Raw genomic sequence first — 26,293 nt, forward strand, 5'->3', positions numbered from 1 at the left:
TCTAGCGTGGGCTTCTAATTCAGTTTCATATCGTTATGCTATGACGAATTCAGAAACTATATTCTTCTCCAACTCAGGACCAACTATGCTCGCGATTCCTGTCCCTTTTGTTGTATCACTGCTTTTAGGGCTGCTGGCAGTGACTTTGTATTTGGGTAACCGAGAGCAAGCCAGATTTGCTTGTTGTTTTTTAATTTTATGTGCCTTAACCACAGCTATAGTTGGGTTGAGATGGACCTTCCAATCCTCTCTATTCTTAATTACTCAACCAATATTCGCAGCTTTGATTCCCATCTCAGCGTGGTACGCGTTCGCACGCACAGGGGACAGGCATTTGAAATCAACATACAAGCATGCTTTAGCACCCATAGTTGTGGTGCTTTTTGTCTTCACCCAAACATTATGGCTTCCACCTCTCGATGAATTGCTAACGGCTATCTACCTTTTTTACGGTATTGCATTAATGAGGGTGTCGTCTGAACAGGATTTGTTGGTTAACGTAACACTGGGACGTTGGGAAGGAGTTCAAAAGGCAAGAATTGTCGCTGGATGGATGCTCATTTTTTCCGCCTTTATTGATGCTTTTATCTCGCTCGATTTTGCCTATAACCGTGGAGATTTAACGCTTTATATACTGACGCTGGGGCATCTAATCCTATTACCCATACTCTCTTTGGCCGTTGTTATCACAGGAATAAACACAACACCTAGTCCTGATGAAACTGAGCCTGAGCAAAAGTCGCCAGTGCCTCAATCTGTTATGTCTGAGCATAGGGCAAAGGAAGTCACAACACTGTTGAATGAAAAGATCCTAGAAAAATCCCTCTATCTAGACCCAGAACTGACGCTCTCACGATTATCTCGCATAATCGGTGTTCCAGCTAAACAGATATCGACGGCCGTCAATCAGGTACATGGAAAAAACATATCAAAGCTGGTCAACGAATATCGCATACGTCATGCGCAACAAGCCCTTGCTGAAACCGATGAATCGGTGACACAGATTTTGATGAACTCCGGTTTTCAGACCAAATCCAATTTCAATCGAGAGTTCAGTCGAACTACCGGAACAAGCCCGAGCGAATATCGAAAGCAGTTAAAACAAAAAAATGGCGAATAACCTAATAGCTAGAGTCATTTTTGTTTTAACCTGCGGCTAAATTGTCCCGGAGTAATCAACGCGAAGTTTTTGAACTCTCTCGTCATATGCGCTTGGTCGGAAAAACCTTGATAGACTGCCAGTTCGGCCAAAGAGAGTTCAGGGTTGTCTCTCAGCTCTTGAATGCTGGCGTGGACTCGACGAAGACGTTGGAAATGCTTTGGGCTCATACCCACCCAATGTTTGAATTTACGTTCGACCTGCCTTTGGTTTTCTCCAAAGCTCTCGCCTATCTTGCCATCCTGCGCAAGATGAATCAGTTTAGCCCTGTCTATATCGGTATCTATTTGAGATACATTTTCTAAACACCAATCCATAAGCAGCGCTATTCGCTTGTTGTGGCTCTGGTGCTCGGATAGTTGCTTAACCAAAGCCTCTGAAGGTTCGAAACAAAGCACGTCTTGATGGTTTTTTCTATTTGCTTCAACGAGCTCTTCAAAAAATGAAAACTGCATACCTGGGTGAAAACGGACGCCGCAAAGCTGAGCCTCGCAGGAAATCGTGATGTTCTTGGTGACTCTGCTGTATGGCTGATACATCACGCTTTCACCATATATTTTGCCTTCTAAACTCACCTGCCCTTGCAATACAAACATCACCCCAGAGCCTCCATCACAATAGAGAGGTTCGGAGACAGCTTGTCCACAAGACACTTTAGCCGACCATATTGCCTGAACATGGTCGGCTAGCAGGCCGTCTGGATTGACTATTTCAAAATCCATTTGTTGAGCAATACTCCTGTCGTTACTCTGCCGACAGACTGCCTATCTCAGGCTTGAACGTTTTGGCAACACGATTCCAGCTGTTAATTGCGTTAATCGCCAGCGTGAGGATTACCAGCCCCTGTTCACCAAACGTATTCAGTGTTGCCTGATAGGCACTTTCGTCGACATCGCCGCCTTTTGTGATACATTCAGCCCAATGTAGCGCAACTTTTTCCTCATCGCTATATTCAGGCATATCCCGCCAAGCATTAAGCCCGATTAGACGAGAGTATGACTCTCCTTGCTTCAGTGCATCTTTACTGTGCATATCAATACAAAACGCGCACTGGTTAATCTGCGATACGCGAAGCTTAACCAACTCCCATATTGTTATCGATAGAGTGTTTTGTTGCTCAAACTGGGTGCGAAGGTAATTTTCCTGCTCCATCAGAATTTGGATGCCTTCAGGTGCGGCGTTGAAGTAATTAAGTCTTGGTGTCATATGGGTATCTCCTGGTTTGATACCGATAGCCTATCTGTTGCATCAAGCGAAATATTGAATATTTTCGACATCTGCAATGAGCCACAGCCCCCACACAAACTGAAGTTTCATGAATAGAGTTTCCTCTTCCTCCGGTCATATTCATGAAATGAATTGTCCAAATATTCTAAACTGATATCTTAGTGGCTTACAGCCTTAAAAAATCAATAAGATAACAGCCTGGGCTTAGGTCAAGTTCAACGTATCTAATCAAATCCAAGCAGGAGAAAGTGCAATGGATTACCTCTCAACACTGAAAGTGAAAACACGGCTAGGGATCGGCTTCGGTATCTTAGTCAGTTTGATGGTGACGCTAACCGTTCTGGGTATTCAGAAAGTAAACTTCATCGACATGGTACTTTCAGAAATGACCGACATTAACTCGGTAAAACAACGTTACGCCATCAACTACCGTGGCAGTGTTCACGACAGAGCCATCGCGATTCGAGATATCGCCATCGCACGCAACCCTCAGGAAATTTCCGCATTAGAGCAAGAGATCAAAGAACTGGAAGATTTTTATCGTGAGTCCGAGCAAAACATGCAAGCCATGATAGCTAAAGGGGTGATGTTTACTGCTGAAGAGCGCCAGATCCTCGCCCACATTGATCAAATCCAAGCCAAAACACTCCCTCTTGTTCGCCAGATCATCGCTGATAAGAAAAACGATCAAGTGATGACAGAGGTTGTTCTCGATCAGGCAAGACCCGCTTTTATTGAATGGCTCAACACCATTAACCAGTTTATTGATTACCAAGAGAACCTGAACCAAACCCTTACTCCTGAAGCTCGTGGCGAAGCTGGCGGTTTCCAAGATTTGATGCTTCTATTAACCGCTATCGCGTTAGCGATTTCTGTCGTTGTCGGTATCGCTATCGAACGTAGTTTCCGCAAGTCTCTAGGCGGAGAACCCTATGAAGCGCAAAGTGCTATCCGCTTAATGGCAGATGGCGATTTGACCCACAATTACGGCGAACGCGTCAATGGCAGTATTCTTAATTCTCTCTCTGGTATGTCGACGAAGCTCACTCAAATAGTCAGCAATATCGTATCGGCGTCTGGTCAGTTGGTTGAGCAAGTGGATGAAGTGGCAGATGGCTCAAGCCGTGTTTTGCGCTCTGCGCAGCAACAAGCTAGCTTGACTCAAGAGACAGTCGATAAACTGGATACCATGCGTCACAGCATTGACCAGATTGCCCAAGTAACAACACAGACAGAAAACAACTCGGTCATGACGACAGACAACGCACGCAGTGGCCGCGAATTGGTGTTTGATGTCGCAGCAGAAATGGAAAATATCTCCGCAACGATTTTTGCAACTGTGGAGCAAGTAAAGCAATTGGAAGCTCGCACCAAAGACATTGGTGGCATCGTTAACGTGATCAGTGAGATTTCAGAGCAAACCAACCTACTGGCTCTGAATGCTGCCATTGAAGCCGCGCGTGCGGGAGAGTCCGGTCGTGGTTTTGCGGTTGTCGCCGATGAAGTCCGAAGTCTGGCTCAACGCACCAATGATGCAACCTCGCAGATTGAGTCAATGATCAACGAAGTTCAAACTCAAACCGCTGCCAGCGTAATCGCGATGGAAAATACCCAGCCTCAAGTAGAAAAAGGCAAAGAGAAAACCTCTCAAGCCAGCCAATTATTGGTTGATATTGAACATCAGGCCGAAGACACGCTTAGCCATATCCGTGACGTCGTGCAGGCAACCAATGAACAGGTAGAAGGTGTCAGAGACATAGCCGCGGCTATGGAGCAGATTTCGAGTATGTCGGATGACTCCGTTAACTCCATGGAGAGTAACGAAAACGCTGGCAGAAAGCTCAATCAGCTCGCCAACCAACTCAAACAGGAAGTGGGCTTCTTCAAAATTTAACCCTTCCTCGTCTCGTACCTAGAACCTCAGGCGTAAGTCTGAGGTTTTTTTATGTGCCTTTTCGTTTCAGGACTGCATCTGCCTTTAGATAAATATTGTCTATGCTGTTAAAGCAGCAACTGAGATAAGGAATGAGTCAATGCACAATCTGAAACTGATGTTCTTTAGCCTGATGTTATTAGCGTTACCAGTCCGTGGGGATGTCCTCACTCTCACTTCTCTGGAATGGCCTCCCTACGCTGGAAGAAGTCTCGACTCTCAAGGCGCTTCTGTAGCCGTTGTCAAAGCCGCTGTTGAAGCAATGGGGCATGAGTTAACCGTTGAATTTTACCCTTGGGAACGAGCCGTTCACCTTGCAAAGAATCAAGCCAAGTACGCCGGTTACTTTCCTGAATATTATTTTGAAGCGTCGGACCTAATCTTTTCAGAGCCGATAGGAACAGGCCCTCTAGGCTTCGTTGAAAACAAAGCTAATCAGATATCATGGAGCAGTTTACAGGACTTGAAATCGACCAAAATTGGCGTGGTTCGCGGTTATGTCAACACCGAAGAACTCGACAGCATGATTGCCAGTGGCGCGCTTCAATCCGAAGCAGTAACCAGCGACAGTCAAAACCTGAAAAAAGTCTCGGGCCAACGTATCCCTCTCGCTGTAATAGACAGTAATGTTCTCAGCTATTTGCTGGCCAGTGATAAGAGCCTCAAAGGAGCGAAAGACAAGTTACAGATGAACGCTAAGCTATTGGAAGAAAAACAACTATTCATTGCATTTGGCAATGACGAAACTGGTAAGAAATGGAAATCGATCGTTGATCAAGGGCTGAAAAAGATCGATGCCAATCAAATTATGTCTGACTACTTCAATAAATAACCTTTGTGTTACGTAAGCAAATGGGAGCAAAGCTCCCACTTGCCGTTTGTACCAACCCGAATCACAGATAACGATGACTGATCGCTGTCCATTCCTTATCACCTATTTCCTCACTTACTGCGGTAACAAACTCTGCTGATAAGCTTCCATCAGTTTCAAAGTTCAATTGACTCATCAAGCTGTCTAGACTTGAGCCTATGTGATTCAAAGCTGAATCCAATTCATACCAAAACGCAGAGCCTTTAAAGTAAAACAATGGGTAATATTGACCTGCTCCTTGTTCATTGTAGAGGCGGTTTGCTTCAACCAACCCTGTTTTCGAGAAAGGAAACTTTTTAGCAAAGCCAAGCCAGAAATGAGTCGGTTCCTCCGCAGCATAAGGTGTTGTTTGCAGTGATTTGATCGCGTAATACTCTGCAAGACTTTCCGCAGCCCAAGTCGGCCTGCTGGCTGTATCTAAAACATGGACTGACTCATGCGCAGCAATCTTAAGAAGCATCTTTAGTGAAACTGGTGTGAGTTTTCCTTGCTCTAGCCAGGCATTAATCAAAATCATGTTCTGACCCGCGGCTCCACTTAAACTCCCTGACGAGCGATCCTTTTTGAAGAACGCCATCTGCCAGTCTTGTCGCTGTGTATTCGAGAATACGCTGCTCAAGTAACGTAGTGACGTTTCCAATACCGGCTTCCATCGCTCTACTTGCTGCATCACTTGAGGCGCATCGCTGAAAACGGTGACTTGTTTATCGTTGATGTTTAGTTCTGTACTTTCCATTCCCCAAACAACAAACAATGGTGGCTGTGATAACTCAGGAATCGTCTGGCAGTTCTGCTCAGGGGTACAAACGCGAATCTCGTTAATCCCTTTGACACGCGGCAGGGAATTCCACTCACTAATGAAATACCAACCATCACCGATACTCCGGCTGTCAATTTGTTGCGAGATATCCATTCCCTGTTCAGGCGTATATTCCATTTGCAACGACCATTGAATCTGCTGGCACTTCTGAGGACTAGGTTGGTCTAAAGCCGTGATCCTACCCGAAGGCAATTGGCACGATATCAACGGCTGAACTGCACTGGTTAAAGTGCGAGCAGGGATCATCTCTACTTGCTCTAAACCACTCGTGTCCACTGTGACGATGACTTTATCAGCGTCATCAGGATCGACAGATAATTGATAAGTCAGAGACGGGTTAGCGAACACCCCAGTTGAGGCAAGCAAAGATAAAACGAGCAAAACACCTTTAAAATTAGACATAAACGAGTGGAGTTAAGAAATTTGCTAGATAGGACATCCAATGCATAAATAAAGTTCGACCAGCAAAACGAAAAACTGAATATTTATCATCGCTGGCAAATCAGGTAAGCTAGACGCAATTCGCTTTTGGGTTCATTGTGTTGTTAAAGAATCGTTCATTACCTATTGTTTTTCTTATCACTTTTGCACTATTTTTTACTGGTGCAGCGGTAGGCGTACAATCTGGCGAAAAAGCATTAATCCAGTTGACTCACAGTACTCTGAGTCAAGAAATCCTCACTCAGATTCATCCAATAGAATGCCCAAAGCCCAATCACAATGAGGCTCAATCATCGCATCACTGCTGCGCCTCAGTTTGCCTGCTGAAAGTGCCTTATATCTCCGGCCTGTCATTGGCAGGTACCATCCCTACTTCACTGGCACTTATCAATCAAGATAAGGCCGAAAAAGCAGTGGCTCGAATTCAGACTCTGTTCCGCCCTCCTATTGCGTAATTCTTAATTTTCACATTCAACTCCGGCTTTACACCGGTAAATAACTGTATTTATTAGGAATTAATTCAATGAAAAAACTATTCGCCCTATTTGCCACATTGGTATTTTCACTGGCTGCTAATGCCGCTAAGTTCGAAGAAGGCACACATTACAAAGTGCTTGAAACGGACAAGTCGAAAACTCCGAAAGTCACCGAGTTCTTCTCTTTCTATTGCCCACATTGTTATAACTTTGAACCTGTGATCGATCGCCTCAAAACATCGCTTCCAGAAGGCGCAAAATTCGAGAAAGTGCACGTTGCCTTTATGGGTAGCGACATGGCGATTCCAATGGCCAAATCCTACGCGACCATGGTGGCACTGGATGTAGAAAAGAGCTTGGTTCCGGCCATGTTTAAGCAGATTCACGAGCGTCGTAGTGCACCTAAAGATGAAAAGGCACTTCGCCAAATCTTTATCGATAATGGCGTTGATGCGAAGAAATTTGACTCGGCTTACAACAGCTTTGTGGTGAATTCGATGCAAAAGAACTTCGACAAGCAGTTTAAGCAAAGTACGCTGACTGGCGTACCGGGTGTGTTGGTAAACGACAAATATATTGTTAAAGCCGATAAGATTCGCTCATTTGAAGAATACAATGAGCTGGTCAACTACCTGTTGACGCTGTAACTGCCAACTAACCCAGAATCTCTGGGCTATAAAGTAACAACACAAAAAAGATCTCCATTTGGGGATCTTTTTGTATTTTGGACAACTGCTCTCATTGATGCGTTTAGTGCAAATACACCGCTCCCCTCTATATAAACGCTTAGCCATACATTAACTTCTTTCTTATCGAAGAACATGATGAAAGTTGCTGTTTTAGGGAAATCACTAAAGAACAGAAATCGTCATTAGCTTTTGAGTCAAATAATCCAGAAACACCCGAAGCTTAATAGGCATATGTTCACGCTCAGGAAAGATCGCATAAATGCTTTTTTCTGGCATGGCGTAATCGGGCAGCAACTGGATCAGCTCACCTGATTGGAGATAAGGTGCGGCAATAAAATCAGGTAGCCGAGCGATTCCTAAACCCTGAATCGCAGCAGTTAACAAAACCTCACTGTTGTTGACACGATAGTTACCCTCTACCGCGACACTTTCGATTTGATTCCCCTGAGCGAATGTCCATTCCGAGGTTTCAGATGTGTGTCGATAAATTAACGCATTATATTGAGTCAATTCTGACGGGTGAACTGGAGCAGCCCGTGACGTCGTCACGAAATAACTGGGAGACGCGCATACCACGCTATGACTTGTGATGAGTTTACGTGCAATTAAGCTGGAGTCGTCTAGGTCTCCACCGCGAATAGCCAAATCGTATCCGCCCGCCACAATGTCCACGTAATCATCACTCATTGTCATATCAATTTGAATACTAGGAAACTGTTCGAGAAAAGACGGTATGAGCGGGGCGAGCGTCAGCCGTCCAAAAGACATCGGCGCACTGATCTTCAAGGTGCCAATCGCCTTACTTTGCTGACTGGTTGCTGCGTCTTCGGCTTTTTGTAACCAATAATACGCTCGATTGACGTGCTGGTAAAAATGTATCCCAGCTTCTGTAAGAGACACCTGACGAGTCGTTCGGTGCAACAAACGGACACCGAGACTATCTTCCAACTGAATAACACGCTTGTTGACGGCTGAGCGAGAAACGCCCAGCTCCCTAGCTGCTTTGGCAAAACTGGCATGCTTTACCACCTCAAGAAAAAAAGGAATAGCGTCTAAGTTTGTCATGATTGTCGCCTATTTGGATACAGTATGAATATTATATGCTCTATTCTCTATACATACGAACCATCGTAAGCTTTCTTTAACCGATAACCGAGGAAAGCAGACGATGAAGGCATTCCCCACAAAAGCCATGCCACAAGAAGGCGCTTGGTCAAAGAAGCTGGTCTATATCCTCTGTATTGGCGTGCTAGTGGCAATCAACTTTGCTTTGTCCAAATACGCAGTAAACCACGGAGTGGATCCGCTAGACGTCGCCGTCTTTCCCATGGCGGGCGCCGCAGCCCTATTAATGGCACTATTAACCGGCCAACGTCAGTGGAAACACGCTGAATTTCGTCACTTTCGCTATTACATCATCGCAGGGATGTTAGGTGTGAGCCTGCCTAACTTGGCCGCCAGTCTCGCTTTGAAGAGTCTCAATACCAGTACGTTCAGTGTAGTGGTGACCCTATCACCCATTTTTACTCTGCTGTTTGCCATTCCCTTTGAGCGACAAACACTAACTATGTCGAAAGTTATAGGCGTCTTCATGGGGTTGCTGTCAGCTCTACTCGTGACAGTTGTCCCTTCAATAGAGAATCAGGTTGATGGCCGTAGCATCATGGTTGCGTTGCTGGTGCCGCTTTTATTAGGCGCGGGCAACGTATATCGAAGCCGGGCATTTCCTCTCGGCGCTAACCCTCTCGCCCTTGCAGCGGGCATGCTCGCTGTACAGAGTGCACTTTGGCTCCCCGCTGCAGATCTTTCTTTCTGGTTTGAGCCGAATGATACCAAATGGGTACTGGGAGTGATGTCCATCAATACCGCCCTCAGCTATTTGCTCACTTTTCGATTCCAACGAGTGACCGATGGAGTTGGGCTTAGTCAGGTTGGCAATGTCGTCACGATAACGGGCGTCTTACTGGGTGTCGTCGTGTACGGAGAAGCAATCACGATTGAGCTCTGCGCTGCGGTTCTACTTCTCGGGGTCAGTTTATACCTATTTAACAAAACTTAACCACCTACGGAGAAACACCATGTCTCACCATAATGAATTCGTTCTGAACCTGTATCGTATCGTTGATAATAAAGACGTAACGGCTTTAGCAGAACTGCTTCATCCAAACGTTGTTTTTACTTTCTCCAATGCGGAGAGCATTACTGGTCTCGAAGCGGTAAAAGCCGCAAATTCTCAATTTTTTGCAAGCATTCACTCAATGAGCCATACCTTTGCAGGTGTTTACGAAGCAAACGGGATTCTCATCTGTGATGGGCAAGTGAACTATGTGCGCCTAGACGGAAGTTTGCATAGCGCCAAATTCGCCACGATTTTGGCATTAAAGGATGGCTTAATACACCAGTATAAAATCTTTGCCGATATATCAGAGCTCTAGCGCTTTCATCACAATGCTAGACACTGAGCTGCTAGTTTTTACTCCAAGGTCAGAAGCTTAATACATTTACGCCCTCTGTAAGCGCTTGTTTGATCACTAACAGAGGGTCGAATGGGCGCTAAGATCTGGCCTTCTATTATACTGACGCAGCCTGTTCCCAGCCGGTAAGCAACTTCATGATCTGGTAGGAGTCTTCAAGGGTAGCACTTGGTCTGCTCAAGCTCTTCTTACCCTCTTCAATGGCTTTGCGTATGTTAGCCACTTGATAGAAGAATCCGTCCCCTTGCGCCTCTACCTCTACTTGTCGCTGTAACGTTTCATACACTTCCACACTGAACTGGTTGCATTGGGTTGCCAGCCAAGGGTTTGAATCAAGTGTGATAGCCCCTTTGCTTCCCAAAATCGTGAAACCATGTTTCAAGCCATGATCTTCCGCTGTGTGAATTTGAACTGTGAGAGCATCACTAAAGCGAATTAACGCAGAAGATTCACAAATATTGCCATCCTGACCAAGGCGACCTAACGCCTGCATCGAGTAGTTATCGAATATTTGATCACCAAACTGCGATTGAAGAATCAAATGCACCAGAGACATTGGGTAACAGCCAAGGTTGTATAGCGCACCTTTACTGCCCGGATTGGTAAACTGTGAGATCGCCGCGATATACGAGGCCTGAATTGAGCGAATTTCGCCAATAGTGCCTTGTTTCAGCTCTTCGAGAATAGCGCTAGCCAGCGGATGGTTCAGGTACATCAAACCCTCTGCAAAGAAGACACCACTCTGTTTAACAGCATTTAGTGCCTGCAGCGTCTTTTCCATGTCCACCGACAGAGATTTCTCGCACAGAATCGCTTTGCCTTTTTGCGCAGCTTTGACAACGTACTCGTGGTGAACATGATTAGGCAGCGCGATGTAGACGATATCAATCGCGTCATCATTCAAAATTTCATCGTAGTTCGAATACGCTTTAGCTGGGCTGTAGTTCGCCACAAAATCATCTAGAGGTTGTTGAGAGCGCCCTGCTACTGCGTAGAGCTCACTGCCTTCATCATTATTGATCGCTTCCGCCATCACACCTGATATAAAACTGGTTCCGAGTACACCCCATCTCATCCTGCTATCTCTCCACTTTGCGATTCAAATACTTGCACTAAGTCCGTTATACCCAAGGCAATAAACGCTTGCGTATGAGGCATGGTAAAATGCGCTTCAATCGCCGCTCTATCCTGATACTTTTCCCAGAGAATGACACGGCTTGGTTCCTTAAGATCGTACGTTGCTTTAGCTTGTAAACAGCCCGCCTCACTTTCCATATCACGACAAAATTGCTCAATGGCATCTTGCGCATGTTGTATTTCCATTTCAGGCTTTATTTTCAGCTCGGCGGTCACGTAAATCATCTCATTCATATCGGTATTCTATTCATTATTCAGACTTCATAATGTAATTATCTCCGCTCAATTGATAAACTTAGCTTTAGTTGATTATTTATAAACTCTGAGTGTTCAATGGACAAATTCACCAGTATGAAGGTCTTTGCTTACGTGGTCGAACATGGCAGTTTTCGTAGTGCTGCCAGCCACTTTGCTCTTTCCCCGACTATGATCAGCAAGCACATTAGCCATTTGGAAAATCATCTGGCGACTCAACTGATCCATCGCACTACGCGCAAACAAACCTTGACCGAGTCAGGCCAGCTTTATTACAAAGAGTGCCAACGCATTCTCGAAGATCTCGCCAATGCAGAGAATCTGATTCAAACCTTAGAGAACAGCCCAAAAGGAGTGGTGAAAATCAATTGCCCAGTCACCTATGGCAACAAGGTTATCGCACCACTCATTGCTGACTTTCTCGCGCAGCATCCGAACATCAATGTCGAGATGGAGCTCAGTAACGAACTGATCGACCCACACTTAACCGATGCGGATATGATGATCCGTATCGGTAACCTTGAAGACTCAGCGCTAGTCGCACGTTACCTTGGCGACTACACGCTTATTTTTTGCGCTTCTCCGACTTACCTTGCGGCAAATGCCCCTATTCAGTCAGTGTCTGATCTCACTCAACATCAATGTCTCGGCTTTAGTTACAGTGAAGGCAGTGCGAGCTTAACCACACAACTGGCCAGTAGCGCTTTTCTGCGTGGCCAAACCCGACTGGCTTCAAATAATGGCGAAGTGTTACGTAGTGCGGCTCTATCAGGAGCTGGAGTGATGTTGCAGCCCACCATTTTGGTTGAAGACGATCTCGCCAATGGTCGGCTAGTGGAAATTCTCAAACAAGACGTGCCTGCTCCCAAGCCTATTCACTTGCTGTACAAGAGCAAACGACTCTCTTTGAAAAATCGGACCTTTGCCGATTTCATCCTTAATAATTGCCGACAAGGTCAATTGAGATAAGGCATAACAGGCTGTTATGATAATGAAAAATACAAGGACACAGCACATGACAGTTGAAAAGTTTGAACATATCTATCAACGAGCAGCAGAGCGTAAAGGTGGCGAAGACCAGCTGGAAGCCTTGCTTTCTACCCCACTGAGCAAAGAAGAAATCGCGGCCATTCCGAACGATCGCTGGCTATCTGCATTCAGTATGAAGGTATTTCAAAGTGGCATTTCATGGAGTGTGGTTCGAAACAAATGGCCTAACTTTGAAGAGGTATTCTTCGGTTTTAAGATCGAACCACTATTGATGTTGTCTGATGAGCAATGGGATAACAAAGCGGCGGATAAACGCATTATTCGTCATCACGCTAAAGTGAAGTCCATACGCGCTAATGCACAAATGATTCATGAAGCGTCTCTGGAACATGGCTCTTTCGGTAAAATGATCGCCGAATGGCCAAGCGAAACCATTACCGAATTATGGAGTTTCCTAAAGAAGAAAGGCAATCGACTGGGAGGCAACACCGGCCCATATAGCCTTCGCCAAATGGGTGTCGACACTTTCATTATGTCTGGAGACGTCGAAGCCTACCTAAGAAACTGTAAAATTATTGAAGGTGGTAGAGACACTAAACGCTCTCTGGATGCTGCCAATAAGGCGTTCGCCGAATGGCAACAACAAAGTGGGCGCAGCCTGACCAAAATCAGCCAGACGATTGCCTTTAGTTCAGGGGATAATCGCGTATAGCCTAGACTAGATTGTTCAGAACCTTCTCGCATAGTTGCTTAAGCGTCACCAGTTCATCGACCTCAAGATCAATTTTGCATCGCATCGCGTTAGGCACTGATTTCGCCGAATCCTTGAGCGCCTGACCAGCATTGGTCAGGTTAAGTACTCTTACACGCTCATCCTCTTGGCTTCTGCCTCTGGCAACAAACCCTTTCACTTCCAGCCTTTTCAGCAATGGGGTCAATGTGCCTGAATCAAGATGGAGCCTTGTTCCCAAATCTTTTACGCTGGCGCCATCTTTTTCCCAAAGCAACATCATCACCAAATATTGAGAGTAGGTAAGATCCAGCTGTTCAAGCATAGGTCGGTAAGCGCGAATTACTGCATTTGCCGCACTGTAAAGCGGGAAACAAAGCTGATTATCCAGCAATAGCTTCTCTTCATCCGTCATGTTTTCTACATTTTGACACTTACTCATTCGACACCTATCAAATAAAAACAATTAAATTGCGCACAATATAGTTGCATTCCAGATAATTTTCGATCTAATATTGTAGGCAATTAAATTGCACACAACTTAAATAAAAGGAAGATGACATGACAACTCTATACAAAACTTCAGCTAAAGCGCTTGCAGGTCGTAACGGTCAAGTGAAAACTGACGATGGCTTACTTGATCTAGAACTTGCTTACCCTAAAGAAATGGGTGGCAGTGGCGCAGCGACTAACCCAGAGCAACTATTTGCGGCTGGTTACTCTGCCTGTTTTTCTAATGCCATTTTGCACGTTGCTCGAGAAGCGAAAGTGGCGATCAGTCAAGCACCAGTCACTGCAGAAGTCGGGATTGGCCCAAATGATAATGGCGGATTTGCGCTGACTATTAGCCTCGCTGCAGAAGTGAATTTACCTCAGGAACAGGCTCTAGAATTGACTCGCGTTGCTCATCAGGTGTGCCCTTACTCTAACGCTGTTCGCGATAATATTGATGTTCAAGTAACTGTGAATGGCGAATCTATCTAACTCTATCCAAACACAAAAATGCCGATCGATAGATCGGCATTTTCACATCAACGGTGTCCCTTCGTTACGCAAACTCTTTACGCAGTTTTTTCGCCGCCGACACCATATTAGCTAGCGACGCTTCTGTTTCAGCCCAGTTTCGTGTTTTCAAGCCACAATCTGGATTCACCCATAACCTTTTCGCTGGGATCTTCTCAGCCGCTTTGTTGATCAATCCTTCAATCCACTCGTCACTCGGGATGTTAGGCGAGTGAATATCGTAGACACCTGGGCCAATCTCATTCGGGTAATTAAACTCTTCAAACGCTTTAAGGAGCTCCATGTTTGAGCGCGACGTTTCAATCGTAATCACATCTGCATCCAGTGCTGCGACTGAGTCGATGATCTCGTTAAACTCTGAGTAACACATGTGCGTATGTATCTGAGTTTCTGGTTTTGCACTGGCTGCGGAAATTTTGAAAGCATCCACCGCCCATTCTAAATACTCTGCATGGTCACGTTTTTTAAGTGGCATACCTTCACGAATCGCCGGCTCATCAATCTGGATGATATTGATGCCCGCACCCTGCAGATCAGACACTTCATCACGCAATGCAAGCGCTAGTTGATTGGTGATCTCCTTGCGACTGATGTCTTCACGAGGAAACGTCCAGCAAAGGATGGTTACAGGCCCAGTTAACATGCCTTTCATTTGTTTGGAGGTCAGCGATTGTGCATAGGTCGACCACTCAACGGTAATAGGCTTCTCGCGTTCAATGTCTGCAACGACAATCGCAGGCTTCACACAGCGAGACCCGTAACTCTGAACCCAGCCAAACTTTGTTGTTTGAAAACCGGCCAAGTTCTCAGCAAAGTACTCAACCATGTCATTTCGCTCAGCTTCGCCATGAACCAGTACGTCGAGATCCAATGCTTCTTGCCGTTTTACCGCATCTTCGATATGCCCTTTTAGGGCTTCTACATATTCATATTTCGGTAATTTACCAGTACGGTAAGCGCTTCGCTGAGCTCGTATCTCGTTAGTTTGAGGGAAAGAGCCTATGGTTGTCGTTGGAAACAACGGCAAACCTAACACAGTACTTTGATGCTCTGCACGTTCCTCATAGGATGCGCTTCGCTCTGCCAGCGATTTGGTGATTTGATTTAATCGCTCCTGCACCTGAGGCTTGTTGACGTGTGCTGCGGTTTTTCGTGCATCAATCGGAGCACTATAGGCAGCACATTCTTGAATGGCTTGTTGGTTACCGTCCAATGCTTTACCTAACAAAGCAACTTCATGCACCTTCTGTTTGGCAAAGGCGAACCAACTGCGAACTTCTTCCGACAACGCAGGTTCAAGATCTAAATCAACTGGGCTATGCAGTAATGAACATGAACTCGCGACCCATAACCTATCACCTAATTGCTGCTTAACAGGCTGCAAAAGCTCAAGCAGTGTACTGAGATCAGCGCGCCAAACGTTGCGTCCATTAACCACGCCTGCGGACAGTACCCACTCTTTGGGTAAACGAGATACTACGGTGCTCAGTTGCTGAGGTGCGGCCGCTAGGTCAATATGCAAACCATCAACATCGAGTTCAACAATCTTATCTAATGTGTCATCGACGGAATCAAAATACGTTGTCAGCAGCACTTTTATGTCGCTGCGAATCACCTGATAGGCGAGTTTGAATGAAGATAGCCAAGGTTTTTCGAGTTCTAGTGACAAGACGGGCTCATCTATCTGAACCCATTCGACCCCTTGCTTAGATAGCTTTGATAAGATGTTCTGATAAGCCGTGAGAAGACGCGGTAGCAAGGTTAGGCGGTCGAACCCTTCATCCACCTCTTTGCCAAGATAAAGATAGCTGATGGGGCCCAGTAGAACGGGTTTCACGTTGTGACCAGCTTTCGTTGCTTCATTCACCTCTTCAAACAGCTGCGGCCAACTGACATCGAAGCTATCATCTTCACTGAACTCCGGCACAATGTAGTGGTAATTGGTGTTGAACCATTTGGTCATGTCTGATGCCGCAGAGCCATTACAATCGCAACTCACCTTTGACTGCCCACGCCCCACTTTGAACAATGTATCCAGATCCGGGAAGCCGTCGCGATGGCGTTTAGGTACATGCCCCAACAATAAAGTCGTGGTAAGCACATGGTCATACCATGCGAAATCACCGGCAGTAACGAAACTCAGATCTGCATCAGATTGCGTCTGCCAGTTCTTGTTACGTAGCTCAGCGCCAACGGCCTTTAACTCAGCCTGTTCAATTTCACCACGCCAGTACTTCTCCAACGCAAACTTAAGTTCACGCTTTTCACCAATTCTTGGGTATCCCAAAATGTGAGTTGTTGTCATAGTCCTAATCCTTCTGGTTTGTAATCGTAGATGCATGTGCTGTTCAGACGGCATAAAAGGCGTCTGGATGGCTAAACTATCTCGCCAACCTCGTGACGGAACAAGTTCCAATTATTCAACCTGTTTATTAGATTATTTCATGTTACTTATGCTCTACATGTAAAAGCTCCATATTAAAAATCATTTGAACTTTTAGACGTCTAGATGTTTACACTCCTAAAAAATGCAGGTAAGTTAGTTATATTCATCATCAGTGATTACGGTTGAAGGGATTTCATGATTGAGCTTAAGCATCTGAAAACATTAGCAACGTTGCGAGATACGGGATCGTTAACCGCCACCGCAACGACGTTACATCTGACTCAGTCAGCTTTGTCTCATCAAATCAAAGATCTCGAAGCCAGAATTGGCGGCCAACTGTTTCTACGCAAAACACGCCCGGTAAGGTTCACGTCTGAAGGCGAGATTCTTCTGAGTTTGGCGGATCAAGTACTGCCACGATTAGCGCGAGCTGAGAATGAACTTGCCAGCCTGAAAGAAGACGTCAACGGACGCCTGCACATGGCGATTGAATGTCACTCTTGCTTCCAGTGGTTAATGCCAGCGTTGAGGGAGTACCAAGTTGCTTGGCCAAGCGTGACTCTGGATTTCTCATCCGGATTTGGTTTCGAGCCTCTGCCTGCGTTGATGAGTGGCGAGTTAGATTTAGTCATCACCTCGGATATCCAGCCAAGGTCAGAAGTCCATTATGAACCCTTGTTTGATTTTGAAATGCGCCTTGTCACCGCGACCAATCACCCATTGGCGGCTAAAACGTCTATCCAGCCAAGTGATTTGGAAAACGAAACCATGTTGTCTTATCCGGTACAAAAAAGCCGACTTGATGTGGTGAAGCATTTTCTTCACCCAGCAGGCATTGAACCGGCAAAATGGAAACAGGCTGACAACACTCTGATGTTAGTCCAAATGGTGTCAGCAGGCTTGGGGGTTGCCGCATTACCAAACTGGGCCATCAGCGAGTTCTCTCGTCAGGGGTTGATAACCAGTATTTCGCTTGGTGATGGTTTATGGCGCCGCCTTTTCGCCGCCACTCGCAACTCAGACAAAGATAAACGTTACCTTCAGGCGTTTTTTAATACTGCAAGACAGCAATCGAAGAGTCATTTGGAAGGGATAAAAACGGTATAAAAAAGGAGGCAATCAGCCTCCTTTTTACGTGTTATCTGTCATAAGATTTGAACTGATTGGTGAGAGGATCATACTGATAGCCGAGGACATCGAGCTTACCAATCACAGTTTCGACATCCATTTCATACATGGTCACAAGCTCTTCAAAGCTGTTACATTCGAGTCTCAGCTTTTCATTAACGATACCAAGCAAGATGATGCTATCTAACCTTCCAACGTTACTCAGATCCATAGCCACACTCCTGTGCTGATCGCCTACCTCAAGCGTAGCTTCAAATCCTCAAATTTAAAGTGAGCCGCTTCTAAAGAACGAACAAGCCTTGATTAAACGTCGTGGCCGAAACCAACGTCAGCAGGGCTACTGCCAACTGAATTTTGTTGACGGTTTTCGACACAATGATGTGCCAGCACCAGATGAGGACGGACGTAATAAGAAGAGCAAAACCTATCAACAAAGGCTGAGTCGCCTGAGTGAGGGCAACTTCTTCTAGACCAAAAGCTTTTAAGAGAATCGCTAGGCTCATCAGCATTGCCGAGATAACACCTGTTACTGGCAAAATACGATGAAAAGCCTGAAGCCTAGTGCGGGCTACAGTGAGAAGTAAATGAGCAAACAGAGCGCCTAGAAGAATGATCTGAACGAATACGTTTAGGCCAGCCGCTAAATCAGGTTGCTCACCAATACCAATCGCGACATACGCCAGCGCCAGACCATTGGCAAGATACATCACCCACAATGGGCCTTGTACCCGAGTTTTTTTGGTCTGAACCTGCGAGTAAAAGTAAGCAATCGCAAACACCACCATCATGGCTTCGATTTTCAACGACGCGACGGCCAGCCACATAATGGCGAGCACAGGGAGTACTTTATGAATACGGCCTCGCTGGCCGGGGCAAATATCCCCTTTGACTAAAATAAGCGTCAAAATCAACTGAGCGCCTAAAAGCATAGGAGGAAACACTGCTAACAATTGCTGAACCATGATGTGAGATATCACTATTGTTTTTAATGGAAGCGGATAATAACAGACTTGCTAAGACGAGTGCCACCAGCGTTTAACTCAAACCCCAGCGATCAATTGGCAGCTGTTGTGACGCAAAGCTTGGCAATAGTAAGCTCCAATTCCCAGTCGTGCTTTCAATCTTTTATTGATGAGAGGAGCTTGCGCACTTTTCAGTAACTGTATTAAAACCAACCGCATGTGTAACCTATCTACCTTAGCTTAAACGCTCATCATCCCTGCTATAACAATGGGGACATAACGGACGCCACTTCGTTAAATCTCGAACAGAACTTGGATCAACCGAATATTGAGTTAAATGAAGGGGTTTTAGACATGAAAAATCTAAGGACATGTTGAGGTAGATAGAAGGCTCGCAAGCCGCTATAATTCGCGCTCCCTGGAACAGAGAACAAAATATGTACAGCAATATCACCCCTATTCATGAGCACAAAAAATACTGGGCAGAATGCTTCGGTAATGCCCCTTTCCTACCGACAAGTCGCAAGGAAATGGATGCCCTAGGATGGGACAGCTGTGACATTATTATCGTGACAGGCGATGCTTACGTCGATCACCCGAGCTTTGGTATGGCAATCATCGGTCGCTTACTTGAAGCGCAGGGGTTCCGTGTCGGTATCATTGCGCAGCCTGAATGGCACAATAAAGACGCTTTCACTCAATTGGGTCGACCAAACCTGTTCTTCGGTATCACCGCGGGCAACATGGACTCAATGATCAACCGGTATACGGCCGACCGTAAGTTGCGCCATGATGACGCCTACACGCCAAATAACGAAGGCGGTAAGCGCCCTGACCGCGCAACGTTAGTGTACTCACAGCGCTGTCGCGAAGCTTATAAAGGTGTACCGCTTGTTCTTGGGGGAATCGAAGCCAGCTTACGTCGTTTAGCCCACTACGATTACTGGTCAGATAAAGTTCGTCGCTCCATTTTGTTTGACGCAAAAGCAGATATCCTACTGTTTGGTAACGCAGAGCGCGCACTGGTTGAAGTCGCTCACCGACTGGCAGATGGCGAAGAGATTGGCACGATGACCAACATTCGCGGTACGGTTGTCAGCCTGCCAGCGGAGCCAGAAGGCTACAAGATCATTGACTCTTCACGTATTGAAAAACCACGTAAAGAAGCCTTCATCCCGCCGAACCCATATGCGGTAGAAGAGCAGTGTGACACTAAAGCGAAAGCTGAAGAGCCTGAAGCGAAACCTATCGCTATTCGCCCTTCTCGTCACGATGCGGCAACAACCGCCGTTCGTATTCCCCATTTTGAAAAGTTGAATAACGACCGAATTCTCTATGCCCACGCCAGCCGTATTATGCACCTTGAGACAAACCCGTATTCTGGCCGTGCATTAATTCAACGTCATGGCGATCGTGAACTTTGGGTTAACCAAGCACCTATTCCGCTTTCGACGGAAGAGATGGATTACGTTTTCGGCCTGCCTTACGCACGTGTTCCACACCCGCAATATGGTAAAGCGAAGATTCCTGCCTACGACATGATCAAAACGTCCGTGAACATCATGCGTGGCTGTTTCGGTGGCTGCTCTTTCTGTTCAATTACCGAACACGAAGGTCGTATCATCCAAAACCGTTCTCAAGAGTCGATCATTAACGAGCTTGAAGAGATCCGAGACAAAGTCCCAGGTTTCACTGGTACCATTTCCGATCTTGGTGGCCCAACTGCAAACATGTATCGACTTGGCTGTAGCGACCCGAAAGCAGAAGCAAACTGTCGTCGTCCATCTTGTGTCTTCCCGGGAATCTGTAACAAGCTGAACACCGACCACAAGCACACCATCGATTTGTATCGCGCAGCGCGTAAAGTGGAAGGTGTGAAAAAAGTGATGATTGCGTCTGGCGTTCGTTACGATTTGGCCATCGAGTCACCAGAATACGTTAAAGAGCTAGTTACTCACCATGTTGGCGGATATCTAAAAATCGCACCTGAGCACACAGAAAAAGGTCCACTGAACCTAATGATGAAGCCAGGCATGGGCACCTACGATCGTTTCAAAGAAATGTTTGAGAAGTACAGTGCAGAAGCCGGGAAGAAACAGTATCTGATCCCTTACTTTATCTCCGCGCACCCGGGCACCGAAGATGAAGACATGCTGAACTTGGCACTGTGGCTTAAGAAGAACGACTTCGAGTGTGATCAGGTACAAAACTTCTATCCATCACCGATGTGTAACGCCACATCGATGTACTACTCGGAAACTAACCCGCTTAAGCGCGTTAAGTACAAACAACGTGAAGAAGTGCCAGTAGCAAAAGGTGAGCGCCAGCGCCGCTTACACAAAGCTCTACTGCGTTACCATGATCCAGCTAACTGGCCTCTGATTCGCGAAGCGCTCATCAGCATGGGCAAAAAGCACTTAATCGGTGACAAGCAGAGCTGTCTGGTACCAGCAGAAGACAATGAAGCGCTGACTCCTGCTCAGCGTAGAAAATCAGGTCGTCATGGTTCAAACCGTTTCGCGACTAAACATACCAAAAGTCAGCCGGGGTTTGAAAAAATGAACGGCTCCGGTCAGAAAAAGCCAAATAATAGCCGTAATTCTGGCAACGGTGGTAAACCAACAGGTAGTCAAAATGGTAAACCGGGCGGTCAAGGTAACGGTAAGCCACCAGCGGGCGGTAAACCTTCGGCAAGTCGTAAGCCTAAACGTCGATAGTCGACTCACTTTGGCACATTTTGAAATCGCAGCTTAGGCTGCGATTTTTTATTGCCGCCACCCCCTACTACTCGCTCATTATGGATAAATTTATTAATTATTTTGCACCTTGGTTCATAAGCTCCATACTTAGTTCATTGGAATCCAACCTCCGATGGAGAGATAGAGATGAACGTTCGTCTGTCCCATGCCCTCTACATGGGCTTTTCAATCATAATTATCACCACCCTGATTTTAGCTTTCATCGTCTGGTCTCTTGTTAACAAATCTGCCACCATTTCACAGGAAATAGAGTCTGACGACGTACCCGGAGTGTTGGCCTATTTCAACGTATTGGATGCAATAGGAGGTCTACAAACTAACGCTCTGGAATATCTCAATGGCGATGCAGGACAACGTAATGCTTTTGAAGTGAATGCCAATGAGTTCCAGCAACACTACTCGCGATTACGAGCGCTAGAGTCAGCTAAAACCTCTGATGTAGAAAAAATGGATCGCATCATTACTCTCGCGAACCAATACATCGATCGCGTTAATCAAGACATCTTCACCAAATTCAATCCTGCCGATGAGCAGAAGGCCATCGATAAAATCAATCAGCTGACCAAAAATGTTGGAGCACCGTTAGAAGACTTACTCGATCAACTGGCAGAAAAACGCTTCACCGAGGCCTACAAAAGCACCGAGCTCAATAAGACATTGAATCAGGATTTACCGAGTATTCGTTATTATCTTGAGCTGGTCGACGAAGCCGGCGATATGATTGCCACGCTTAATGCCTACATTATGGGAGACCCAGCGGCACGAGACACCTTTAATAATGATGCAGGCGCCTTTGCAGGCTATCTTGATAAGCTTCGTCCGCTAGAGCCTGACCCACAAGCTTCAAGCCAAATCGATGAGGTTGAACAGTATTATTACGATATTATTCGTATTGCTCAGGAAGTATTTGAAGGTTATGACCCTTCAGGTAAGAGGTCAGCAAACATGCTGGTCGGCGAACTAAAGCAATCCATCATTCTTCCGCTTGAAGAAATCCTCAATAACTCCGCCACTGAAGAAACCAACGACTCTATCCAAGCCTTAGCAGAACTCAACAACAACATGTCGACCATTATCTTTTGGCTGACCGTCAATGTTGTCGTGGTGTTGATTGTCGGTATTGCCGTCGCTTGGGGCCTATCCAATATCATCCGTCAGAGACTGGATGTAATTGCAGCTAAAGCTAAGTCCATTGCCGACGGTGATTTGTCAGAACCTCCGATCAACGAAACCAACAAAGACGAACTGGGTGAACTCGCTCGCGCAACGGATGCAATGCAACAATCTCTCAGAAGTGTGTTATCCAATATCACGAGTGTTGCTTCTGAAGTTGCCAGTAACACGCAGATGGTTGAAGACACAACCAAACTGGTTGCTTCTGGTATTGAAGAGCAAGCAGACAAAGCCACGCTTATCGCCAGTGCCGTCGAAGAGATGACAGTCACCGTCAATCAGGTTGCCGATCAAAGCACTGACGCTGCAGCAAGTTCACGTCAAGCTGGCGAGGAAGCAACCAATGGCGGTAAATTGATGCAAGAAACTGTCAATGGCATGAATCGAATCTCCGAAGTCGTCAATGAAACCGCAGAAACGGTCGACAGTTTAGGTAAACGCGGAGAAGAGATCGGTAACGTTATCAAAGTCATTAATGACATCGCCGAACAAACCAACTTGCTCGCACTCAACGCAGCCATTGAAGCCGCACGAGCCGGTGAACTTGGTCGAGGATTTGCCGTCGTAGCTGATGAAGTGCGCAGTCTGGCTGAGAGAACCTCAAAAGCGACCGAAGAAGTAGGCGGTTTGATCAGCTCGATTCAGAACGAAACACGTCAGGCCGTAGAGCGGATGAGCGAAGGGACTCACTTAGTTGCGGAAGGCGTAACCCTGTCTAATTCCGCTGGGGACGCCCTGACACAGATCGTGTCCCGTGCTCAGGATGTCAACCAGATGATAGATATGATCGCAACAGCCGGAAACGAGCAAGCCACAGCCGCACAAGAGATGTCGCGTGACATCAATACCATCAGCCAAATTGCCGACAATTCGGTACGCACTACCCAAGATGGTGCTCAAGCGGTCAGTCAGCTTTACCGAAAAGTGGAAGAATTGGAACAGGTTGTTGCTCGTTTCAGGCTTTAATCAAATAAAAAAGGCTTAGCCTCCATGGCTAAGCCTTTCTTCTTCTGTCTCAGGATTACGCGTTTGCCGCTTCGAATTCCTTCATGAATTCAACCAACGCTTTTACACCTTCTACAGGCATCGCATTGTAAATAGAAGCACGCATACCACCGACAGCGCGGTGACCTTTCAATGAAACAAGGCCTTTCGCTGCTGCCTGTTCTAGGAATAGGCCGTCCAATTCAGGCTTAGCAAGTTGGAAAGGTACGTTCATTCGTGAACGGTTCTGGGCGTAAACCTCGTTTTTATAGAAATCAGAGCTATCAATACATTCATAAAGAATCGCTGCTTTCTCACGGTTCATCTGCTCCATAGCGGCGACACCGCCCTGCTCTTTCAACCACTTGAACACCAAGCCAGACAAGTACCAAGCGAAAGTTGGTGGCGTGTTAAACATCGAGTCTTTTTCTGCCAGAATCTTGTAGCTGATGAAACTCGGTAACAGCTCGTGAGCAAGATTTAGCAAGTCATCACGGACGATGGCAATACAGATTCCCGCAGGGCCAATGTTCTTTTGAGCGCCAGCGTAAATAACGCCGTATTGAGAGACGTCGATCTCTCTTGAAAGTATGTTGGATGACATATCCGCAACGATGGGTTTATCCGTCTTAGGCAGTTCTGAAATCTCAATACCATCGATAGTCTCATTTGGACAAAAATGCACATAAGCGGATTGAGGGTCAATCTTCCATTCTGACGTATCAGTGACAGCCAATTTGCCTTCTTTTGTGGTCTTGGCATTAAATACATCCACTTCGCAGTATTTTGCCGCTTCTTTGATTGCACTTTCTGCCCAGTACCCAGCATCAACGTAGGTCGCTTTCTTAGCGCTACCTAGCAGGTTTAGTGGGACGGCAGCAAACTGAGCACGAGCACCACCCTGACAGAACAGAACTTTGTAGTTGTCAGGGATGTTCAGTAGGTCACGAAGATCTTGTTCTGCATCCTCAGCCACCTTAATAAACTCTTTGCTTCGGTGGCTAATTTCCATCACAGAGGTACCCAATCCGTTCCATTCAACGAATTCGGATTGCGCTTTTTCCATTACAGCTCTAGGCAGCCCCGCTGGTCCGGCACTAAAGTTATAAACATTGTCCATTTCGAGATTCCTTGCTCATGCTTTCAATAAGTAATGACAGGATTAATAGCACGTTTTCTCACGTATAAAAAGCAAGAAAAGAGGTCTTTAGACCTCTTTTTCATGTAAGCGATAAAAATCCTAACTTATGGCTGCATCATCGCCGGTAGTAGTATCGCCATTAAAGGGATTTGCTGTCCGTTTTCGAATACAAGATTGCCATCCTTTAGCTCAGCCTGGATCTGGTAGCCCTTGTCATTCTGACTAATAAACTCCATCACCATCGCTTCATCGACACCTTGTTTAATGAAAGGATACTGTTCAACCAAGCCGTTGGAGAAGAACGTATCTAAATTCCCCGTTAAAGAAGGGAGAATGTTGGCAGGGTTTTGAGTAACATTAGTGGTGCCTTCTGGCACGGTAATTTTCCAAGTACTTTCGAACTCTCCATTGTCACCTAAGGTCAGAGCCATTTTGTTCATAGACAAGTAGAAACCTTTTGAAAATAGGGTTTCCACGTAAGGAATCGCATCTTGGATATCGTCTGCCGTCAGCACCGGGTTATTCTGATACATGCTCACCAAATGCTCAAATGAGCTGCTGTCTAAATCGCCAAATTCCAAATCCAGCACCAAGTTGTCCACTTCGTCTTCAGACATAAGTAACTTATCAACGCTCACAACATGTTTGCTATTCACACGTTGAGAGGCATCATCAAGTGAAGAAGCAAACTGATATTGACCGCTTTTCAGTGAGAACAAAGGGGTTTGAGTGGAATCGAGAACCGACATATCCGCAATGTTGATTTTCTGATCGCCAAGCCAAAAACTGTTTTGCTTTCTGCCGAGACCTGAGCCCGTAATGTTCGACAGCAGCATTTTTTCGCCTGTATTGAAATCGACCTCAACAGAAGGAATATTTAGGTCGTAGCTAACTTCACCCAATACCGTAACGTGACCTTTTAGAGACGAAGGCGTCACTGATACCATAGCGCCGCCGTCACCTTCCATCGTTTGATGCCAGTTACCCAACTCCAAAGCATAATCCGTATTGCCATTGAGCTGAGTCACCGTTGTCATGGTTAAAGGAAACTGCTCGGCATTTTCCAATGTGGATTCTGCCTTCAAACTAAACAAACCATGGGTGACATGGCTATTCACTACGAATTCCGTTGGCAGTCCATCGATTTCCAGTTGGCTGACAAGCTCTGGATCCGCAACCGTATAACGAGTTTGTACTTCAGAAGAGAGGTAGCCGCGGTCGTAGGAGACAACTTCAGCTTTCACCGAGTCGTTGCTTAGATGTGCAATGCCATCATGGATAACATTTTGTCCAATTTGTCCTACTGCCAAAGGCCAGCATAAAGCCAGAGCAATTGCGCCACCAATAGCGCCGTATTTTTTCAACTGATGCATGTCATTATCTTCACTTAGGTATTTCTTGCAGTTTACACCAAAAAACATTGAGTTAAATCAGAGTATTGGCTTTCTTCACAAATCGAAGACGAATCTAAAACCTGTGTCTCAGTCACTCTGAGTAATCCTTGTTAGAGTAATTTCAGATCAGGGAGTTCATTA

Annotated in this window: 25 protein-coding genes; 13 read left to right on the top strand and 12 right to left on the bottom strand. The window is 45.9% G+C overall.

Annotation, left to right across the window (positions count from 1 at the left end; genetic code table 11):
- Positions 1 to 85: 85 nt before the first annotated feature.
- Positions 86 to 1,120, top strand: a complete 1,035-nt coding sequence (locus F0265_RS07530) for an AraC family transcriptional regulator (RefSeq protein ID WP_171748423.1) — start codon at positions 86 to 88, stop codon at positions 1,118 to 1,120.
- Positions 1,121 to 1,134: 14 nt separating this feature from the next.
- Here F0265_RS07530 and F0265_RS07535 read toward each other — a convergent pair whose 3' ends face one another.
- Both F0265_RS07535 and F0265_RS07540 read right to left on the bottom strand, forming a co-directional pair.
- Positions 1,135 to 1,881: a helix-turn-helix domain-containing protein gene (locus F0265_RS07535; RefSeq protein WP_171748424.1), complete on the bottom strand. Its 747-nt coding sequence runs from the start codon at positions 1,879 to 1,881 to the stop codon at positions 1,135 to 1,137.
- A 22-nt stretch (positions 1,882 to 1,903) separates the two neighbouring features.
- Positions 1,904 to 2,365, bottom strand: coding sequence for a carboxymuconolactone decarboxylase family protein (locus F0265_RS07540; protein ID WP_171748425.1), 462 nt, complete (start codon positions 2,363 to 2,365; stop codon positions 1,904 to 1,906).
- Between the two features lie 274 nt (positions 2,366 to 2,639).
- Here F0265_RS07540 and F0265_RS07545 point away from each other — a divergent pair, with 274 nt between their 5' ends.
- Both F0265_RS07545 and F0265_RS07550 read left to right on the top strand, forming a co-directional pair.
- Positions 2,640 to 4,280, top strand: coding sequence for a methyl-accepting chemotaxis protein (locus tag F0265_RS07545; RefSeq protein WP_171748426.1), 1,641 nt, complete (start codon positions 2,640 to 2,642; stop codon positions 4,278 to 4,280).
- Between the two features lie 139 nt (positions 4,281 to 4,419).
- Positions 4,420 to 5,151, top strand: a complete 732-nt coding sequence (locus F0265_RS07550) for a transporter substrate-binding domain-containing protein (protein ID WP_171748427.1) — start codon at positions 4,420 to 4,422, stop codon at positions 5,149 to 5,151.
- Between the two features lie 61 nt (positions 5,152 to 5,212).
- Here F0265_RS07550 and F0265_RS07555 read toward each other — a convergent pair whose 3' ends face one another.
- On the bottom strand, positions 5,213 to 6,412 hold the full coding sequence (locus F0265_RS07555; protein ID WP_171748428.1) for a hypothetical protein: 1,200 nt from the start codon (positions 6,410 to 6,412) through the stop codon (positions 5,213 to 5,215).
- Between the two features lie 137 nt (positions 6,413 to 6,549).
- On the opposite strand from F0265_RS07555, the gene F0265_RS07560 reads away from it, so the two are divergent.
- Together F0265_RS07560 and F0265_RS07565 are read left to right on the top strand one after the other, a co-directional pair.
- The gene (locus tag F0265_RS07560) at positions 6,550 to 6,906 is read left to right on the top strand and encodes a hypothetical protein (RefSeq protein ID WP_065740368.1); all 357 of its coding nucleotides are present in this window, start codon (positions 6,550 to 6,552) and stop codon (positions 6,904 to 6,906) included.
- Between the two features lie 68 nt (positions 6,907 to 6,974).
- Positions 6,975 to 7,574, top strand: coding sequence for a thiol:disulfide interchange protein DsbA/DsbL (locus tag F0265_RS07565; protein WP_065740369.1), 600 nt, complete (start codon positions 6,975 to 6,977; stop codon positions 7,572 to 7,574).
- A 204-nt stretch (positions 7,575 to 7,778) separates the two neighbouring features.
- Here F0265_RS07565 and F0265_RS07570 read toward each other — a convergent pair whose 3' ends face one another.
- Positions 7,779 to 8,681 carry a LysR family transcriptional regulator gene (locus F0265_RS07570; RefSeq protein WP_171748429.1) on the bottom strand — a complete coding sequence of 301 codons (903 nt, stop codon included), beginning with the start codon at positions 8,679 to 8,681 and terminating at the stop codon, positions 7,779 to 7,781.
- 103 nt (positions 8,682 to 8,784) lie between these two features.
- Here F0265_RS07570 and F0265_RS07575 point away from each other — a divergent pair, with 103 nt between their 5' ends.
- Complete coding sequence (locus F0265_RS07575; RefSeq protein WP_171748430.1) at positions 8,785 to 9,675, top strand: DMT family transporter; 891 nt, start codon at positions 8,785 to 8,787, stop codon at positions 9,673 to 9,675.
- 19 nt (positions 9,676 to 9,694) lie between these two features.
- Complete coding sequence (locus F0265_RS07580) at positions 9,695 to 10,051, top strand: nuclear transport factor 2 family protein (protein WP_171748431.1); 357 nt, start codon at positions 9,695 to 9,697, stop codon at positions 10,049 to 10,051.
- 136 nt (positions 10,052 to 10,187) lie between these two features.
- Here F0265_RS07580 and F0265_RS07585 read toward each other — a convergent pair whose 3' ends face one another.
- A complete protein-coding gene (locus F0265_RS07585; RefSeq protein ID WP_171748432.1) occupies positions 10,188 to 11,165 on the bottom strand; it encodes a Gfo/Idh/MocA family oxidoreductase in 978 nt (325 codons plus the stop codon).
- Entirely contained in the window at positions 11,162 to 11,461 is a 300-nt protein-coding gene (locus tag F0265_RS07590) for an antibiotic biosynthesis monooxygenase (RefSeq protein WP_171748433.1), read from the bottom strand. Before F0265_RS07590 ends, F0265_RS07585 begins: the two co-directional genes overlap by 4 nt.
- A 99-nt stretch (positions 11,462 to 11,560) precedes the next feature.
- Here F0265_RS07590 and F0265_RS07595 point away from each other — a divergent pair, with 99 nt between their 5' ends.
- Both F0265_RS07595 and F0265_RS07600 read left to right on the top strand, forming a co-directional pair.
- Complete coding sequence (locus F0265_RS07595; RefSeq protein WP_065740377.1) at positions 11,561 to 12,451, top strand: LysR family transcriptional regulator; 891 nt, start codon at positions 11,561 to 11,563, stop codon at positions 12,449 to 12,451.
- 46 nt (positions 12,452 to 12,497) lie between these two features.
- Positions 12,498 to 13,184 (top strand): DNA-3-methyladenine glycosylase I, encoded by a 687-nt coding sequence (locus F0265_RS07600; RefSeq protein ID WP_171748434.1) that lies wholly within the window; start codon positions 12,498 to 12,500, stop codon positions 13,182 to 13,184.
- Between the two features lies 1 nt (position 13,185).
- Here F0265_RS07600 and F0265_RS07605 read toward each other — a convergent pair whose 3' ends face one another.
- Complete coding sequence (locus F0265_RS07605; RefSeq protein WP_038512427.1) at positions 13,186 to 13,644, bottom strand: MarR family transcriptional regulator; 459 nt, start codon at positions 13,642 to 13,644, stop codon at positions 13,186 to 13,188.
- A gap of 119 nt (positions 13,645 to 13,763) precedes the next feature.
- Here F0265_RS07605 and F0265_RS07610 point away from each other — a divergent pair, with 119 nt between their 5' ends.
- A complete protein-coding gene (locus F0265_RS07610; RefSeq protein WP_171748435.1) occupies positions 13,764 to 14,186 on the top strand; it encodes an organic hydroperoxide resistance protein in 423 nt (140 codons plus the stop codon).
- 64 nt (positions 14,187 to 14,250) lie between these two features.
- Here F0265_RS07610 and metE read toward each other — a convergent pair whose 3' ends face one another.
- A complete protein-coding gene (metE, locus tag F0265_RS07615; protein WP_171748436.1) occupies positions 14,251 to 16,530 on the bottom strand; it encodes a 5-methyltetrahydropteroyltriglutamate--homocysteine S-methyltransferase in 2,280 nt (759 codons plus the stop codon).
- A gap of 276 nt (positions 16,531 to 16,806) precedes the next feature.
- Between metE and metR the strand changes: the two genes are divergently transcribed.
- Positions 16,807 to 17,718 (top strand): HTH-type transcriptional regulator MetR, encoded by a 912-nt coding sequence (metR, locus tag F0265_RS07620; RefSeq protein ID WP_065740383.1) that lies wholly within the window; start codon positions 16,807 to 16,809, stop codon positions 17,716 to 17,718.
- Between the two features lie 31 nt (positions 17,719 to 17,749).
- Here metR and F0265_RS07625 read toward each other — a convergent pair whose 3' ends face one another.
- Together F0265_RS07625 and F0265_RS07630 are read right to left on the bottom strand one after the other, a co-directional pair.
- Positions 17,750 to 17,950: a DUF4250 domain-containing protein gene (locus F0265_RS07625; protein WP_006959008.1), complete on the bottom strand. Its 201-nt coding sequence runs from the start codon at positions 17,948 to 17,950 to the stop codon at positions 17,750 to 17,752.
- A 70-nt stretch (positions 17,951 to 18,020) separates the two neighbouring features.
- Positions 18,021 to 18,701: a hypothetical protein gene (locus F0265_RS07630; RefSeq protein WP_171748437.1), complete on the bottom strand. Its 681-nt coding sequence runs from the start codon at positions 18,699 to 18,701 to the stop codon at positions 18,021 to 18,023.
- Between the two features lie 437 nt (positions 18,702 to 19,138).
- Here F0265_RS07630 and F0265_RS07635 point away from each other — a divergent pair, with 437 nt between their 5' ends.
- Positions 19,139 to 21,418, top strand: coding sequence for a YgiQ family radical SAM protein (locus F0265_RS07635; RefSeq protein WP_171748438.1), 2,280 nt, complete (start codon positions 19,139 to 19,141; stop codon positions 21,416 to 21,418).
- A 168-nt stretch (positions 21,419 to 21,586) separates the two neighbouring features.
- Complete coding sequence (locus F0265_RS07640) at positions 21,587 to 23,599, top strand: methyl-accepting chemotaxis protein (RefSeq protein WP_171748439.1); 2,013 nt, start codon at positions 21,587 to 21,589, stop codon at positions 23,597 to 23,599.
- A 55-nt stretch (positions 23,600 to 23,654) separates the two neighbouring features.
- On the opposite strand, the gene serC is transcribed toward F0265_RS07640, so the two are convergent.
- Complete coding sequence (gene serC, locus F0265_RS07645; RefSeq protein WP_171748440.1) at positions 23,655 to 24,737, bottom strand: 3-phosphoserine/phosphohydroxythreonine transaminase; 1,083 nt, start codon at positions 24,735 to 24,737, stop codon at positions 23,655 to 23,657.
- Between the two features lie 125 nt (positions 24,738 to 24,862).
- The gene (locus F0265_RS07650) at positions 24,863 to 26,131 is read right to left on the bottom strand and encodes a DUF945 family protein (protein ID WP_171748441.1); all 1,269 of its coding nucleotides are present in this window, start codon (positions 26,129 to 26,131) and stop codon (positions 24,863 to 24,865) included.
- Between the last annotated feature and the right edge of the window lie 162 nt (positions 26,132 to 26,293).

The organism is Vibrio sp. RE88 (assembly GCF_013113835.1).
Lineage (GTDB): Bacteria > Pseudomonadota > Gammaproteobacteria > Enterobacterales > Vibrionaceae > Vibrio.

Excerpts from the sequence above, each read along its gene's own strand:
- F0265_RS07535 (WP_171748424.1), bottom strand. The coding sequence starts at position 1,881 with ATGGATTTTGAAATAGTCAATCCAGACGGCCTGCTAGCCGACCATGTT.
- F0265_RS07550 (WP_171748427.1), top strand. The coding sequence starts at position 4,420 with ATGCACAATCTGAAACTGATGTTCTTTAGCCTGATGTTATTAGCGTTA.
- F0265_RS07580 (WP_171748431.1), top strand. The coding sequence starts at position 9,695 with ATGTCTCACCATAATGAATTCGTTCTGAACCTGTATCGTATCGTTGAT.
- F0265_RS07555 (WP_171748428.1), bottom strand. The coding sequence starts at position 6,412 with ATGTCTAATTTTAAAGGTGTTTTGCTCGTTTTATCTTTGCTTGCCTCA.
- F0265_RS07575 (WP_171748430.1), top strand. The coding sequence starts at position 8,785 with ATGAAGGCATTCCCCACAAAAGCCATGCCACAAGAAGGCGCTTGGTCA.
- F0265_RS07610 (WP_171748435.1), top strand. The coding sequence starts at position 13,764 with ATGACAACTCTATACAAAACTTCAGCTAAAGCGCTTGCAGGTCGTAAC.
- F0265_RS07605 (WP_038512427.1), bottom strand. The coding sequence starts at position 13,644 with ATGAGTAAGTGTCAAAATGTAGAAAACATGACGGATGAAGAGAAGCTA.
- metR (WP_065740383.1), top strand. The coding sequence starts at position 16,807 with ATGATTGAGCTTAAGCATCTGAAAACATTAGCAACGTTGCGAGATACG.
- F0265_RS07600 (WP_171748434.1), top strand. The coding sequence starts at position 12,498 with ATGACAGTTGAAAAGTTTGAACATATCTATCAACGAGCAGCAGAGCGT.
- F0265_RS07540 (WP_171748425.1), bottom strand. The coding sequence starts at position 2,365 with ATGACACCAAGACTTAATTACTTCAACGCCGCACCTGAAGGCATCCAA.
- F0265_RS07630 (WP_171748437.1), bottom strand. The coding sequence starts at position 18,701 with ATGGTTCAGCAATTGTTAGCAGTGTTTCCTCCTATGCTTTTAGGCGCT.
- F0265_RS07565 (WP_065740369.1), top strand. The coding sequence starts at position 6,975 with ATGAAAAAACTATTCGCCCTATTTGCCACATTGGTATTTTCACTGGCT.
- F0265_RS07570 (WP_171748429.1), bottom strand. The coding sequence starts at position 8,681 with ATGACAAACTTAGACGCTATTCCTTTTTTTCTTGAGGTGGTAAAGCAT.
- F0265_RS07625 (WP_006959008.1), bottom strand. The coding sequence starts at position 17,950 with ATGGATCTGAGTAACGTTGGAAGGTTAGATAGCATCATCTTGCTTGGT.
- F0265_RS07595 (WP_065740377.1), top strand. The coding sequence starts at position 11,561 with ATGGACAAATTCACCAGTATGAAGGTCTTTGCTTACGTGGTCGAACAT.
- serC (WP_171748440.1), bottom strand. The coding sequence starts at position 24,737 with ATGGACAATGTTTATAACTTTAGTGCCGGACCAGCGGGGCTGCCTAGA.
- F0265_RS07640 (WP_171748439.1), top strand. The coding sequence starts at position 21,587 with ATGAACGTTCGTCTGTCCCATGCCCTCTACATGGGCTTTTCAATCATA.
- metE (WP_171748436.1), bottom strand. The coding sequence starts at position 16,530 with ATGACAACAACTCACATTTTGGGATACCCAAGAATTGGTGAAAAGCGT.
- F0265_RS07590 (WP_171748433.1), bottom strand. The coding sequence starts at position 11,461 with ATGAATGAGATGATTTACGTGACCGCCGAGCTGAAAATAAAGCCTGAA.
- F0265_RS07545 (WP_171748426.1), top strand. The coding sequence starts at position 2,640 with ATGGATTACCTCTCAACACTGAAAGTGAAAACACGGCTAGGGATCGGC.
- F0265_RS07650 (WP_171748441.1), bottom strand. The coding sequence starts at position 26,131 with ATGCATCAGTTGAAAAAATACGGCGCTATTGGTGGCGCAATTGCTCTG.
- F0265_RS07635 (WP_171748438.1), top strand. The coding sequence starts at position 19,139 with ATGTACAGCAATATCACCCCTATTCATGAGCACAAAAAATACTGGGCA.
- F0265_RS07585 (WP_171748432.1), bottom strand. The coding sequence starts at position 11,165 with ATGAGATGGGGTGTACTCGGAACCAGTTTTATATCAGGTGTGATGGCG.
- F0265_RS07530 (WP_171748423.1), top strand. The coding sequence starts at position 86 with ATGCTCGCGATTCCTGTCCCTTTTGTTGTATCACTGCTTTTAGGGCTG.